Source organism: Rhizobium sp. SEMIA 4085 (genome assembly GCF_013004495.1).
In the GTDB taxonomy this organism is placed as follows: domain Bacteria; phylum Pseudomonadota; class Alphaproteobacteria; order Rhizobiales; family Rhizobiaceae; genus Rhizobium; species Rhizobium gallicum.
The window spans coordinates 1-12,212 of record NZ_JABEPH010000176.1 but is presented as its reverse complement, the minus strand read 5'-3'; the positions used below and the strand labels follow the sequence as shown (position 1 = coordinate 12,212).

11 protein-coding genes and 1 pseudogene are annotated in these 12,212 nt (G+C 59.3%); 8 read left to right on the top strand and 4 right to left on the bottom strand.

Going from position 1 to position 12,212, the window contains the following annotated elements; genetic code table 11:
- The first annotated feature begins 467 nt into the window (after positions 1-467).
- The 7 genes from C9413_RS18025 to fdhA all read left to right on the top strand — a co-directional run bounded on the left by C9413_RS18025 (position 468) and on the right by fdhA (position 7,176).
- Positions 468-638, top strand: coding sequence for a hypothetical protein (locus tag C9413_RS18025; protein ID WP_166677361.1), 171 nt, complete (start codon positions 468-470; stop codon positions 636-638).
- Positions 639-800: 162 nt separating this feature from the next.
- A complete protein-coding gene (locus tag C9413_RS18020) occupies positions 801-3,524 on the top strand; it encodes a response regulator (protein ID WP_040115246.1) in 2,724 nt (907 codons plus the stop codon).
- A 102-nt stretch (positions 3,525-3,626) separates the two neighbouring features.
- The gene (locus tag C9413_RS18015; protein ID WP_040115245.1) at positions 3,627-3,941 is read left to right on the top strand and encodes a hypothetical protein; all 315 of its coding nucleotides are present in this window, start codon (positions 3,627-3,629) and stop codon (positions 3,939-3,941) included.
- Between the two features lie 51 nt (positions 3,942-3,992).
- Positions 3,993-4,283 carry a DUF3175 domain-containing protein gene (locus C9413_RS18010; protein ID WP_040115244.1) on the top strand — a complete coding sequence of 97 codons (291 nt, stop codon included), beginning with the start codon at positions 3,993-3,995 and terminating at the stop codon, positions 4,281-4,283.
- 8 nt (positions 4,284-4,291) lie between these two features.
- Positions 4,292-5,023, top strand: a complete 732-nt coding sequence (locus tag C9413_RS18005) for a glutathione S-transferase (RefSeq protein WP_040115242.1) — start codon at positions 4,292-4,294, stop codon at positions 5,021-5,023.
- A 10-nt stretch (positions 5,024-5,033) separates the two neighbouring features.
- The gene (locus C9413_RS18000; RefSeq protein ID WP_170250710.1) at positions 5,034-5,849 is read left to right on the top strand and encodes a Ku protein; all 816 of its coding nucleotides are present in this window, start codon (positions 5,034-5,036) and stop codon (positions 5,847-5,849) included.
- Positions 5,850-5,985: 136 nt separating this feature from the next.
- Positions 5,986-7,176 carry a formaldehyde dehydrogenase, glutathione-independent gene (fdhA, locus tag C9413_RS17995; protein ID WP_022716611.1) on the top strand — a complete coding sequence of 397 codons (1,191 nt, stop codon included), beginning with the start codon at positions 5,986-5,988 and terminating at the stop codon, positions 7,174-7,176.
- A 58-nt stretch (positions 7,177-7,234) separates the two neighbouring features.
- On the opposite strand, the pseudogene ligD reads toward fdhA, so the two are convergent.
- The 4 genes and pseudogenes from ligD to C9413_RS17975 all read right to left on the bottom strand — a co-directional run.
- Positions 7,235-8,241, bottom strand: a pseudogene (gene ligD, locus C9413_RS17990) (non-homologous end-joining DNA ligase); the annotation flags it as partial.
- A gap of 136 nt (positions 8,242-8,377) precedes the next feature.
- Entirely contained in the window at positions 8,378-9,223 is an 846-nt protein-coding gene (locus C9413_RS17985) for a Ku protein (protein WP_040115238.1), read from the bottom strand.
- A 20-nt stretch (positions 9,224-9,243) separates the two neighbouring features.
- On the bottom strand, positions 9,244-9,474 hold the full coding sequence (locus C9413_RS17980) for a DUF2188 domain-containing protein (RefSeq protein WP_040115236.1): 231 nt from the start codon (positions 9,472-9,474) through the stop codon (positions 9,244-9,246).
- A gap of 15 nt (positions 9,475-9,489) precedes the next feature.
- On the bottom strand, positions 9,490-9,756 hold the full coding sequence (locus C9413_RS17975; protein WP_040115234.1) for a hypothetical protein: 267 nt from the start codon (positions 9,754-9,756) through the stop codon (positions 9,490-9,492).
- Between the two features lie 608 nt (positions 9,757-10,364).
- Between C9413_RS17975 and C9413_RS17970 the strand changes: the two genes are divergently transcribed.
- On the top strand, positions 10,365-11,720 hold the full coding sequence (locus C9413_RS17970; protein ID WP_040115231.1) for a DUF882 domain-containing protein: 1,356 nt from the start codon (positions 10,365-10,367) through the stop codon (positions 11,718-11,720).
- Positions 11,721-12,212: the final 492 nt, after the last annotated feature.

Below are 12,212 nucleotides of genomic sequence, written 5' to 3'. Positions count from 1 at the left end.
ATGTCCCGCAGGCCCTGCTTCGGCGACGGACTGCAAGGAAGTCAAGCCCAGGGTCAAACGCACCGCACCCCCCGGGACGAAAAGCAACGGCGCTGCAAAGCCGGCTCCGAAGCGTGCCGTCAGCCGCAAGTCTGCCTGACCGCATTCGATATTTGAGTTTCAAGATGCGGACGCTGCGCCAGCTGCGCCCGCAGCTGTTGTCATATGACTGAATTAATTGCGCTTTAGGGTGTCTGTAAAGCGTGGAACGTTCTGACGTGAGGGACGGATCGGCCGAAGACCCTAAAAGCGGTGTCCGCTTCAAAAAAGGCTGCAAAACGGCCAGCAATGGCGGAACCAATTTTCTCGTCGGCTGTTAATGGCGAAAATGGGAGGCCTGCCATGAATAGGGGTTACTTCGACACTATTCTCGTTTCGCTTATCGTGGCGGGTTGCTACATTTTGATCGCGCCGTTGTGAGGGCGGAGATGCTGATTTTATCACTCGCCGCGTTTCTCTACCTCGTCCTTGCGCTCGGTCTCGTCGTCGCAATCGACAACATGGTTGGCCTTGTCTTCCGCGAAACCCGCTCGCAGTCCTTCCGCCTGTTTAATTTCGGCAAGGCATTGTCCGGTTTCCAACGGCTTTCTCGCAAATAGCACAGCCGAAAGTCCAGATCGGTAGCCTTGCTTCTTCAACGTTAAGGTTATTTCGAAAATCCTCTTTCCGAACGCCCAAAGGCCTCTATTTTGCCTTTGGCAGATGGCCTGAATTCCCGAGCGAATTCGCCTCGTTGCGGCCCGATTATGAAGGCGGTTTGAATGACCCGACGCGAAGACGGCGTTTGGCCGAAGGGTGGCGGAAATATCGGCGAAATACTACGCAATGCCGACTTCAGCGTTTCAGGCCTTGGGCCTGTGAAGGGCTGGCCTGTTTGTCTCAGGTATATTGTCGAAGTTGTATTGAATTCGCGCCAGCCGAAATTCGTCGCCTGGGGGCCCGACCTTGCCTTCATCTACAACGACGCCTACGTGCCCATATTCCCGGATCGTCATCCAGGCGCGCTGGGCAAACCCTTCACTGAAGTCTGGAGCGATATCTGGCCGCAATTCGAACCGATCGTCCATGCCACGCTCCAAGGCGAATCTCATACTTTCGAGGAATTACTCATTCCGATGCGGCGGGACGGACGCACGGAGGACACCTGGTTCACCTTTTCCTACACGCCGCTTCGCGACGAAAAAGGCGCAATTGGCGGTCTGCTTTGTGCGACCATGGAAGTTTCGGCGCAAGTCATCGCCAAGCGGCGCGAGCGTCACGCGCTTGAAGAGCTGCGGTCGAAGTCCGACGCACTTTCGATCGTCAATGCAGCCGGTGCTGCAATCACGGCCGAACTCAATATCGATCGTCTGACACAGATTGCCGTTGATGCCGGCGTGGCATTGACGGGAGCGGAATTTGGCGCCTTCTTTTATAACGTCGATGACGGAGAAGGCGGAAGCTACATGCTCTACGCGCTTTCGGGCGTCGAGCGGAAGAACTTCGAAAAATTTCCGATGCCGCGCAATACGAAGGTCTTCGCGCCGACCTTCACCGGCGAAGGTGTCGTGCGTTCCGACGATATCCTACTTGACCCCCGTTACGGGCAGAACGCTCCTTATGCCGGCATGCCAAACGGCCACCTGCCGGTACGAAGTTATCTCGCAGTGCCGGTAAAATCCCGCAGCGGGGCAGTCATCGGCGGCCTCTTTTTCGGCCACGCGCAGCCCGGCCGCTTCACCGGTGCGGCGGAGGCGAGCCTTGTCAGCCTTGCCGGTCAGGCGGCCGTCGCAATCGACAATGCCCGGCTGCTGCACGCTGCCGACGTGGAGATCGCCCGGCGCAGCAGCATTGAAAGCCAACTGCGTAGACTCAACGAAACGCTGGAACTGCGCGTTGCCAATGAGATCGCCGAGCGCCAACAGGCCGAGGCTGCCCTGCAGCAATCACAGAAAATGGAGTCGATTGGCAAGCTCACGGGCGGTGTCGCCCATGATTTCAACAATCTGCTGCAGGTCATCTCCGGCAATCTCCAACTCCTGGGAAAGGACGTCCCGAACGATGGTCGCGCCAAGGAGCGGATTTCAAACGCACTTGCCGCCGTAGAGCGCGGCTCACGGCTGGCAAACCATTTGCTCGCCTTCGGCCGTCGTCAGGCGCTGGAGCCGAAGGTCATCAATATGGGTCGTCTCGTGACCGGCATGGATGATATGCTTCGCCGCGCGCTGGGCGAGGAGGTCGAAATCGAAACCATGGTTTCCGGGGGCCTCTGGAACACCTTTGCCGATCCGGTCCAGATTGAGAATGCGGTTCTTAACCTCACCATCAATTCGCGCGACGCGATGGAAGGATCCGGTAAGCTGACAATCGAGGTGGGTAATGCATTTCTCGACGATTCCTATTGCCGGATCCATCCGGAAGTGACTGCTGGTCAGTATGTCGTGCTCGCCGTTACCGATAGCGGGTGCGGGATGCCGCCGGAGGTCATGGTGCAGGCCTTCGAGCCCTTCTTCACCACCAAACCCGAAGGCAGGGGCACTGGCCTCGGGCTTTCGATGGTCTACGGCTTCGTCAAGCAATCCGGCGGACATGTGAAGATCTACAGCGAGGTTGGAGAAGGAACGACGATCAAGCTCTATCTGCCTCGTTCGTTCCAGACCGAGGACCGCGTGGCCAGCAACGAGGCACCACCATCGGTCGGCGGCACGGAAACCATCCTCGTCGCGGAGGACGACGACGGCGTGCGGGCCACCGTCGTCGAGATGCTGACCGATCTCGGCTATTACGTCTTGAAGGCCCGCGATGCGCAGAGCGCACTCACCGTTATCGAAAGCGGTGCGCATATCGATGTGCTCTTTACGGACGTCGTCATGCCCGGTGCGTTGAAGAGCCCCGAGCTCGCGCGCATGGCGCGCCAACGCCTGCCGAACATCGCAGTTCTCTATACCTCCGGCTACACGGAAAACTCGATCGTCCATGGCGGCCGCCTCGACCCCGGCCTTGAACTTCTCTCCAAGCCCTATACGCGGGAGGCGCTTGCGCGAAAGATCCGCCTGGTGCTTGCTCACAATGCCCACCGCCTCCATGCTACGGCCGGACCGGCCGACATCCCAGGTACCACACCCCCGGAGATCACGCATGCCAAACTCAAGCTGTTGCTGGTGGAGGACGATGCATTCATCCGCATGGACACGGCAGAAATACTTCACGACCTGGGTTATGAGGTGATCGATGTCGAAAGCGGGGAACAGGGTGTCGAGATCCTTGTGCATACAAAGATCGATATCATCGTCGCCGATGTCGGCTTGCCGGGCATGTCAGGACCCGCCTTCGCTGCCAAGGCAAGAGAAGTACTGCCATCCGTTGGGTTGGTATTTGCCACAGGAAACAGCGAGCTTCCGGACGCCAGCCGTTTCTCCGGCTCGGTCCTGCTGTCGAAACCCTTCAGCAGCAGAGCCCTCGACCTGGCTGTGAAGACCGCGACCCAGCAAAGGCCAATCGCTTAGCTGCACCAAGCATGCTCCTCCTGCGTCTAAATCCAGGCATGACTCCGGAACTTTTTGCAGGGCCTCGCGGTTCAATCTCTTTCCAAACAAGAGGAGGCAAATATGCCAAGAGGTGACAAGTCCACGTATACGGACAAGCAGAAACGCAAGGCAGAGCACATCGAGGAAGGATACGAGGGACGTGGCGTTTCCGAGAAAGAGGCGGAACGCCGGGCCTGGGCTACCGTCAACAAGGAAAGCGGCGGCGGCAACAAGTCCGGTTCGGGTCGCGGAAAGAAAGACACGCACGCAGCCTCTGAAAAAGGCGGTCGCAAAGGCGGCGCGGCATCGGCATCCCGCTCCGCAACCGAGCGTTCGGCATCCGCCAAGAAGGCAGCCGCGACGCGCAAGCGCCACGAAAATCAAGCCCATCACTGATATTGGAATGGCGCGCCTCCAAAGTGCGCCGTTCTGATCGAGCAGGTTCCGATGACCAAGGCGAAAAGGAGATGGTCGCAAGCGGTGAGCGAGCACAGCGACGCCATGGACCTCAAGGAAGGCGTTTTCAAATCCGACGATCCTAGGAAGATCGCCGCTTCGATCAAACACTCCACGGAGGCGAGCCGCCGCCGAAAATCTGGCCCCTTTCGCTCGGCCATGTCGATGCTGAGCTTCTATATCTACCGCGCCGGCGACCAGTTGACGAAGAAGAAAAAGAACACACTTGAACAGGCAAAGGAAGAACTGCGGAACGATTTCGGCCGCGAAACCAAGCGCTGAGGGAATGGATGGCATACGAGCTATATTACTGGGACGGCATCCAGGGACGGGGGGAATTCGTCCGCCTGTCGCTGGAGGAGGCGCGCACCGAGTATGTGGACGTCGCACGCGCATCCGGCAGCAGCCGGGGAACCAGCGCAATGATGAGCATCATGCGGAGCGGCTCAGAACCGCATATCCCGTTTGCGCCTCCCTTTTTGAAAGATGGCGACCTCATCATCCCGCACGTTGCCAATATCCTGCTTTATCTCGGGCCGAAGCTTGGTCTGGCGCCTAAGGAGGACGGCTTGCGCTACGTGTTGAACGGCTTGCAACTGACGATTACCGATTTCGTCGCCGAGGTGCATGACACGCACCATCCGATCGCCACCTCGCTCTACTATGAAGATCAGAAGGACGAGGCAAAGGCGCGCTCGGCCGAATTTATCAAGGAGCGCATCCCGAAATTCCTCGGTTATTTCGAACGGGTGCTGCAGCAGAACCCTCAAGGCCCGCAACATATCCTCGGCGATGCGCTGACCTATGTCGACCTCTCGCTCTTTCAGATCATTGAGGGCCTGAACTATGCCTTCCCCAAGGGCATGGCAGGTCATCAGACGAAATACCCGGCGCTATCGGCCCTTCATGATGCAGTGGCCAGGCGCCCGAACATCGCCGCCTACCTGAAATCGAAGCGGCGCATCGCTTTCAACGAGGATGGCATTTTCCGGCACTATCCGGAACTCGACAAGGCGGCTTAAGGAGACGGCCATGGCGCGGCAGACTTTCTGGAAAGGTTATCTCAAGCTGTCGCTCGTCACGGCGTCAGTCTCGCTGACGCCGGCCACGACCGAGAGCAATAAGGTCCGCTTCCATGTTCTCAATCGCAAGACCAGCAACCGGGTCGAAAGCCGCTATGTCGACAGCGTCACCCATAAGGCCGTGTCCGGAAAGGAACAGGTCAAGGGTTATCCGAAGGGCGAGGACGATTACGTCATTCTCGAAGACGACGAGATCGAGGAGGTCGGGCTCGAAAGCACCCGTACCATCGACGTCGATACTTTCGTGCCGCGCGGGTCGATCGATTGGATCTGGTACGACAAGCCGCATTTTCTGGCGCCGGAGGACAAGGTCGGTACAGAGGCCTTCTGCGTCATTCGCGAAGCAATGAGGGCAAACAACGTGGTTGGCATCGCAAGGCTGGTGCTCTATCGCCGTGAAAGGGCGGTGCTTCTCGAGCCTCAAGGCAAGGGCATCATTCTTTGGACGTTGCATTACGGCAACGAGGTCCGAGAGCCGGTCGCGCACCTCGATTTCGATACCAAAGTCGACAATCAGGTGCTCACCATGATGAAGCGCCTTATCAAGGAAGAGACGAAAGAGTGGAATGTCTCTATGGTGCAGGATCCGATTCAGAAGCGGCTGAAGACAATGATCCGCAACAAGACGAAGAGCCTCAAGCAGGCTGCGCCCGCAAAGAAACGGCCCGCTGTCAAATCGACCGGCAATGTCATCAATATCATGGACGCCCTGAAGAAGAGCTTGGCCGCCGAAGGCGAAAAACCGAGATCGCCGAGATCTCCCTGAGGGCAGCGGCCATTTCCGGCCCAAAATCGTCGTAAACGGAACGGCGCGCCCGCCATTCTTCACTAATCTGTTCGAAGCAGCCGGCATGGAGAGGAGCCATGTTCGGTTGGTCACATTTTCAACGGAGGAGATGAAAATGAGCAAGAACCGAGGCGTCGTCTATTTGCGGCCCGGCAAGGTCGAGGTCCGCGACATCGACGATCCGAAACTGGAAGCGCCCGATGGCCGCCGCATCGAACACGGCGTCATCCTGAAGGTAATCTCCACCAATATCTGCGGCTCCGACCAGCATATGGTCCGCGGCCGCACCACAGCCATGCCCGGTCTCGTTCTCGGCCACGAAATTACCGGTGAGATCATCGAAAAGGGCGTCGATGTCGAAATGCTAAGCGTCGGCGATATCGTTTCCGTGCCCTTCAACGTTGCCTGCGGCCGCTGCCGCTGCTGCAAAGCCCAGGACACCGGCGTCTGCCTGACGGTCAACCCTTCGCGCGCTGGCGGGGCTTATGGCTATGTCGACATGGGCGGGTGGATTGGCGGCCAAGCCCGCTACGTCATGATCCCCTACGCCGATTTCAATCTGCTGAAACTTCCCGATCGCGACAAGGCAATGGCGAAGATCCGCGATCTCACCATGCTTTCCGATATCCTTCCGACGGGCTTCCATGGCGCAGTGCGCGCCGGCGTCGGCGTCGGGTCGACGGTCTATGTCGCAGGCGCGGGTCCCGTCGGCATGGCCGCTGCCGCTTCTGCCCGCATCCTTGGCGCGGCCGTTGTCATGATCGGCGATTTCAACAAGGATCGGTTGGCCCACGCCGCCAAGGTTGGCTTTGAACCGATCGACCTTTCCAAGAGCGACCGCCTCGGCGACATGATCGCTCAGGTCGTCGGCACCAATGAGGTGGACAGCGCCATCGACGCCGTCGGCTTCGAAGCCCGCGGTCATTCGGGCGGCGAGCAGCCGGCAATCGTGCTCAACCAGATGATGGAGATTACCCGTGCGGCCGGTTCGATCGGCATTCCGGGCCTCTACGTCACCGAAGATCCAGGCGCCGTCGACAATGCCGCAAAGCACGGCAACCTCTCGCTCCGTTTCGGCCTCGGCTGGGCAAAGGCCCAATCCTTCCACACCGGCCAGACGCCTGTCCTAAAATACAACCGCCAGCTGATGCAGGCGATCCTCCACGACCGCCTTCCGATTGCCGACATCGTCAATGCCAAGGTGATCTCACTGGAAGATGCTGCGCAAGGCTATGAGAGCTTCGACCAGGGAGCCGCCACCAAGTTCGTTCTCGACCCGCACGGTGAGGTTGCGAAGGCAGCCTAGTTGATGGAACCAACGCGTTGTCAGTCTCTCCTCAACAGGAGAGGCTGACGGCCAGGCGCTAACGCTTCATCTTTTTCTCAAGCGGCTTTGCTGCCGCAAAGAACCCGCCCCATGGGTCGTTCGGCAGCGCGTCGAGCCGCGGCGGCGTGTTGTCGATGGTGAAATGGGCCGGGCCGATGTCGGCGGTGAGTTCGGTCCATTCCAGCGGCATCGACACGGCCGCTCCCGGCCGAGCACGCGTCGAATAGGCGGCGACTGCGGTATTGCCGCGGCCATTGCGCAGGTAGTCGATGAAGATCTTGCCGGTGCGTTCGGCTTTCGTCGCCTTTGCGATGTAGCGGTCCGGGCTTTCTGCGGCCATGGAGTCCGCCAGCCGTTTCGCAAAGGCCTTCACCTCCGCCCAACCTGCTTTTGGCTTCAGTGGCGTGACCACATGCAGACCCTTGCCGCCGGAGGTCTTGACGAAGCCGGCAAGTCCTTCGTCCTCCAGGCGCTCTTTGATCTCGCGGGCAGCAGCGATGACATTATCCCACGCAACCTCGCCGCCCGGATCGAGGTCCATGGTTATCATGTCCGGTTTCTCCCAACTGTCCGTCGTCGCGCCCCAGGGATGAATTTCGAGCACAGCCGATTGAACGAGGGCCACCAAACCATCGAAATCGGCAATGCGCAGCAACTTTTCTCCGCCCCTGTCCTTCGGATCCGTGATCTGTTCGATATTCTCGTTCATGCCCTTCCAGGCGTGTTTCTGAAAGAAACGCTGATGTCCTTCAATGCCGTCTGGCAGACGCAGCAGAGCCAAAGGACGATTGACCACGTACGGCTCCATGAAGCGCCAGACCTGCGCGTAATAATTGGCAAGTCCTTCCTTGGTAACGCCTTCGTCCGGCCAGTAAACGCGATCCGGATGGGTCAGCGTCACTTGCGATTTCGGCAGGCTTTTTGCGGTCGTCTTTTCCATCTCGCGCACCACGTCCTTCGCCAGTTCCTCGCGCAACCGCGGAAAGCGGCGCGCGGCAGGTTACCATCGGCAGACCACGCGCGAAACTCCACCTCCGCGCCAAGCGCCAGTCATAATGCGGCCGCGTGGCATCGTGCTTTTGAATGACGAAACTGTTTCTCCGACTGCGGCCTTTGGCGCCGCGCGGTTCAGGGGTGATCCTGAAGTTGCGTTTTGCCTGACAGGTCTCGTGCGCCATGGTCAGCCAGCTTTCTTGCCGCGGCTATCGGAGGCAGGGCGCTGCGCCGTGCCTTTCGCAGGCGCTTTCTTTTCACTCAACTTGGCACTCTGGCGCAGCGCCTCCATCAGATCGACAACCTTGCCCTCCGGCTTCGGCTTCCTCTTCGGCAGTGCCCTTCCCTCGACCTTGGCCTTCACCAATTCCGTCAGCGCCGCCTCGTAGCGATCCTCGTATTCGCTCGGCTCGAACACGCCCTTCTTCGTAGCGATGATATGACCGGCAAGCTCAAGCATCTCCTTGTCGAATTTGATGTCCGGAATGTCCTTGAAGATCGGATCGGCAGAACGAACCTCGTAGTCGAAGTTCAACATCGTCGCGATGACGAAATCCTCACGCGGGCGGATCAGCAGGGTCCGGTTGCGCCGGAAGAGTACGGCCTCGGCAAGCGCTGCCACCTTGTTTTCACGCATGCTCCTCGCAATCAGGCGCAGCGCCTCTTCGTCATTCTCATCGACAGGTGCAAGATAGTAAGGACGGTCGAAATAGAGCTTGTCGATTTCATCGAGAGAAATGAAGCTCTGGACGTCCATGACCTTGTCGCTCTCGGGCATGACATTGGCAATCTCGTCGCCTTCGATGACAATGTATTCGCCATTGTCCATCCGGTAACCCTTGACCTGATCCTCGCGCTCCACAGGCCTGCCGGTCTCGCTGTCCACGAACTGACGCTCGACGCGATGGCCGGTCTTCCGGTTGATGATATTGAAGGAGAGCCGGTCCGATGCGGAAATTGCCGTATAAAGCCCGACGGCGCAGACAAGGTCGCTGATCTTCAGATGACCTTTCCAGCTTGCCCGCGCTGCCATCCCCGTCTCCTGCGTATCGATCAGAGCCTGCTTCCGCTCTTGTCCGTTTCAAGCGGCACGAATCGCCAGCCGCCGCCCGGAGCCGGAAAAGCCAGCGTAGCGTCGCCGTCGCCGATCTTCTGGCGGGACGCTGCGCGTTTGGCGTGATTGATCGCTTCTTCGACGGTCGCATAGGTTTCGGAAAGCGTGCCACCGAGCTTGTATGCCCAGCCTTCGTCATGCGGCACAATCTGATAGGTAATGTCGACCATGATCCTGTCCTCTCTTCAGTCGTCATCGCGTGGCGCTGCTTTGCGGCGCTCATCCAAGGCGATAATTTTTTCGACGGATGCGATATCGTCGCTGGTAACGGGCCGCACGGGGTCCGCGGCGATCGCTTCGAGCACTTCGTCTGAAAGCGCGCCGTTGCGAATTGCCCATTCCAATGTTTCCCGCGTTTCCCGCTCTGCCCTCAGCTGAGCATAGAGTGCCACGATCAGCCGGTCGCGGGGATCGAACTCGCTCTTCGGCGCCATGTTCCGGATGTTCGGCATGCAGGTGGCCCTTCAAGATTTCTCCTGATCAAAGCTTTTCAACTGATTACAGCCCGAAAAGTTCCGATATTTCAGCACCAAAGCGCGACTGGGCGATGCTTGGCTACGAATGACCTGTCCTTGGAGGGGCAGGTGCCCTGAACAAAGTCCATGATGGAATCGAGTTTTCCGGCAAAAAGTCACAAGATGCAGCATGCTCGGAAACGAATGGAGGCGGGATGCGGTCTGGCTCGCCTTCAGATCCGAGTCCCTGCCATCCTTCGGCGCCTGCCGACACGCAACCGCTTCCTGAGCGGCACTGAAGCCGAGGCGCCGCAGTCCAGGATCTCGAAGTCGTGAGGCGCTCGTGGCAACAGTCGACGTTCTTCGTGAACACAGCCCCCCAATGAGTTCAATTCGAGGGGCTGCACGATCTGGCAAGCCCAAGCCAGAAAATGGAGCCGTTATTCGCGTTGGAAAAACTGGCCGTCCTCGGATGGCCCCGCAGCTCCGGTTCAACGAGCCTAAGCATCCGTCTGTTAGGAATTTGTTGACCATAAAGTGGTTCTACTGAGCGCGACGGATGCGGACCTTCCGCACGTCGACGAGTGTTTTTGTGTGAGACGGGATTGTTCGTGTCGAAATATCCAGTGAAAGGGCTCTGGGGTGGAGCATCGGACGGCGCGGTCGCCGCACTCCTTTCGCGTGCAGGACGGCTCGTCACGCATGCCATCCTGCGAGCTCTGCTCGCGCTCTCCGCGCTTATCGGTTCTGCATCTTTTGCCACCGCGGAAGATCGTACGCTGAAGCTGTTCTTTACTCATACGGGCGAGAGGGCGACGATTACCTACAAGCGCGACGGAAGGTTCGATCCAAAGGGCCTGTCCCAGATAAACCGGTTTCTGCGCGACTGGCGAAGGAACGAGCCGACCCGGATGGATCCCCGGCTCCTTGACCTGGTCTGGGAAGTGTACAAGCGCAGCGGCGCGAAGGACTACATCCACATCGTCTCCGCCTACCGTTCTCCGGCCACCAATAACATGCTCCGCAACCGTTCGCGCAGTACGGGCGTCGCCAAGAAGAGCCAGCACATGCTTGGCAAGGCGATGGACTTCTACGTTCCAGGTGTGAAGCTCTCGACGCTGCGTGCACTTGCAATGCAGATGCAGGCCGGTGGTGTCGGATATTATCCGACATCGGGATCGCCGTTCGTGCATCTCGACGTCGGCAACGTCCGGGCTTGGCCCCGCATGTCTCGGCAAGAACTTGCTCGAATATTTCCGAACGGGCAGACGATGCATCTGCCAGCCGATGGCCGGCCGCTGCCGGGATATATCCAGGCGGTTGCGAACTATAGGAAGCGCGCCGGCGCCGCCTCGGCCCAGATCGCCAGCACCCCTGGAGAAGACGATGACGCAGGAACCTCGGGCCGCGATACGATAGACAATAGCCTCGTGACGGCGCTCCTGCCCACGCCGCGAAGCCGCGCATTGAATGCGCTGGCCTTGCAGACCGACGCGGTCGATCGTGACGACGAACGGTCCTCCCTGGATCTTTCATCGTTCCCGATCCCGATACCGGCAGTGCGGCCAGCCGACTTGGGGGCCGACGCCAAGCGGGAGATTGCTTCGATTGGCCCAATCGGCGTGCTTCCGGATAAACGGACACCTGCATTGCCGACCTATAGCGGCTTCAAACCGTTCGCCGCCGCTCATCGCGCCTCACAAGAGGACGCGAACATGATCGCCTCCCTGCCATTGACCGCCTCCTGGGAGGAGGCAGATCTATTCGGATCGATTTCAGACGCGGCGCTGATGAATTGGGCGTTGCATCCCCCGGGCGCGGTGATTGGAATGAGAGCGCCTCGCGTTTCCCGCCGCACGGTTCATCATGATCCGGATGCCGCATCCGGTACGAACATCATTCCGGTCGCCGCCACCGGCCGGTTCGACGCCGACCGGTTTGCCTCACCCCCCGAGGGCTAAGCCCATTCGTCATCGCGGCGGCTTTGATCCTCCGAAGGTCTTCCCCGTCGGCCCCTTGCTTCGGAGATCGGCCCGCCCTCTGAAACTGCAGGAAGGCCGATATCCATATCCTTCTTCCACCTTCCTCGTCGAATTCCGGAAAAGACTGGGATAAGAAGTGACTGCCGCTGTCTCTGACTTCCCGGCAAAGAGCCACCTCGATGCACCGCGCGATGCCGCCCCGGAAGACAAGACATGTATGATACCAAACCTGTCCCAGTCCTCTTGACCGCCTGCCACGCCTGCGAGGCGTCGTGCTGGCTGCCGTGATGATCCTGATCGCGATCGATCAGCGGCTGCGTGCAGACGGCGCTGGACGATCTCGGCGACGCTGCTCCTCGGATCTCGACCAAGACAATGGCGGAGATGCGCAAGAAGAAAATGTCGCCTCAAAGCCCGGTGCTCGTTCGGACCTGTCGCTTAGACACACACACGGGCCCACGTGACTCCTGG

Coding starts and splice junctions, on each gene's coding strand:
- C9413_RS18025 (WP_166677361.1), top strand. CDS start 468: ATGCTGATTTTATCACTCGCCGCGTTTCTCTACCTCGTCCTTGCGCTC.
- C9413_RS18020 (WP_040115246.1), top strand. CDS start 801: ATGACCCGACGCGAAGACGGCGTTTGGCCGAAGGGTGGCGGAAATATC.
- C9413_RS18015 (WP_040115245.1), top strand. CDS start 3,627: ATGCCAAGAGGTGACAAGTCCACGTATACGGACAAGCAGAAACGCAAG.
- C9413_RS18010 (WP_040115244.1), top strand. CDS start 3,993: ATGACCAAGGCGAAAAGGAGATGGTCGCAAGCGGTGAGCGAGCACAGC.
- C9413_RS18005 (WP_040115242.1), top strand. CDS start 4,292: ATGGCATACGAGCTATATTACTGGGACGGCATCCAGGGACGGGGGGAA.
- C9413_RS18000 (WP_170250710.1), top strand. CDS start 5,034: ATGGCGCGGCAGACTTTCTGGAAAGGTTATCTCAAGCTGTCGCTCGTC.
- fdhA (WP_022716611.1), top strand. CDS start 5,986: ATGAGCAAGAACCGAGGCGTCGTCTATTTGCGGCCCGGCAAGGTCGAG.
- C9413_RS17985 (WP_040115238.1), bottom strand. CDS start 9,223: ATGGCAGCGCGGGCAAGCTGGAAAGGTCATCTGAAGATCAGCGACCTT.
- C9413_RS17980 (WP_040115236.1), bottom strand. CDS start 9,474: ATGGTCGACATTACCTATCAGATTGTGCCGCATGACGAAGGCTGGGCA.
- C9413_RS17975 (WP_040115234.1), bottom strand. CDS start 9,756: ATGCCGAACATCCGGAACATGGCGCCGAAGAGCGAGTTCGATCCCCGC.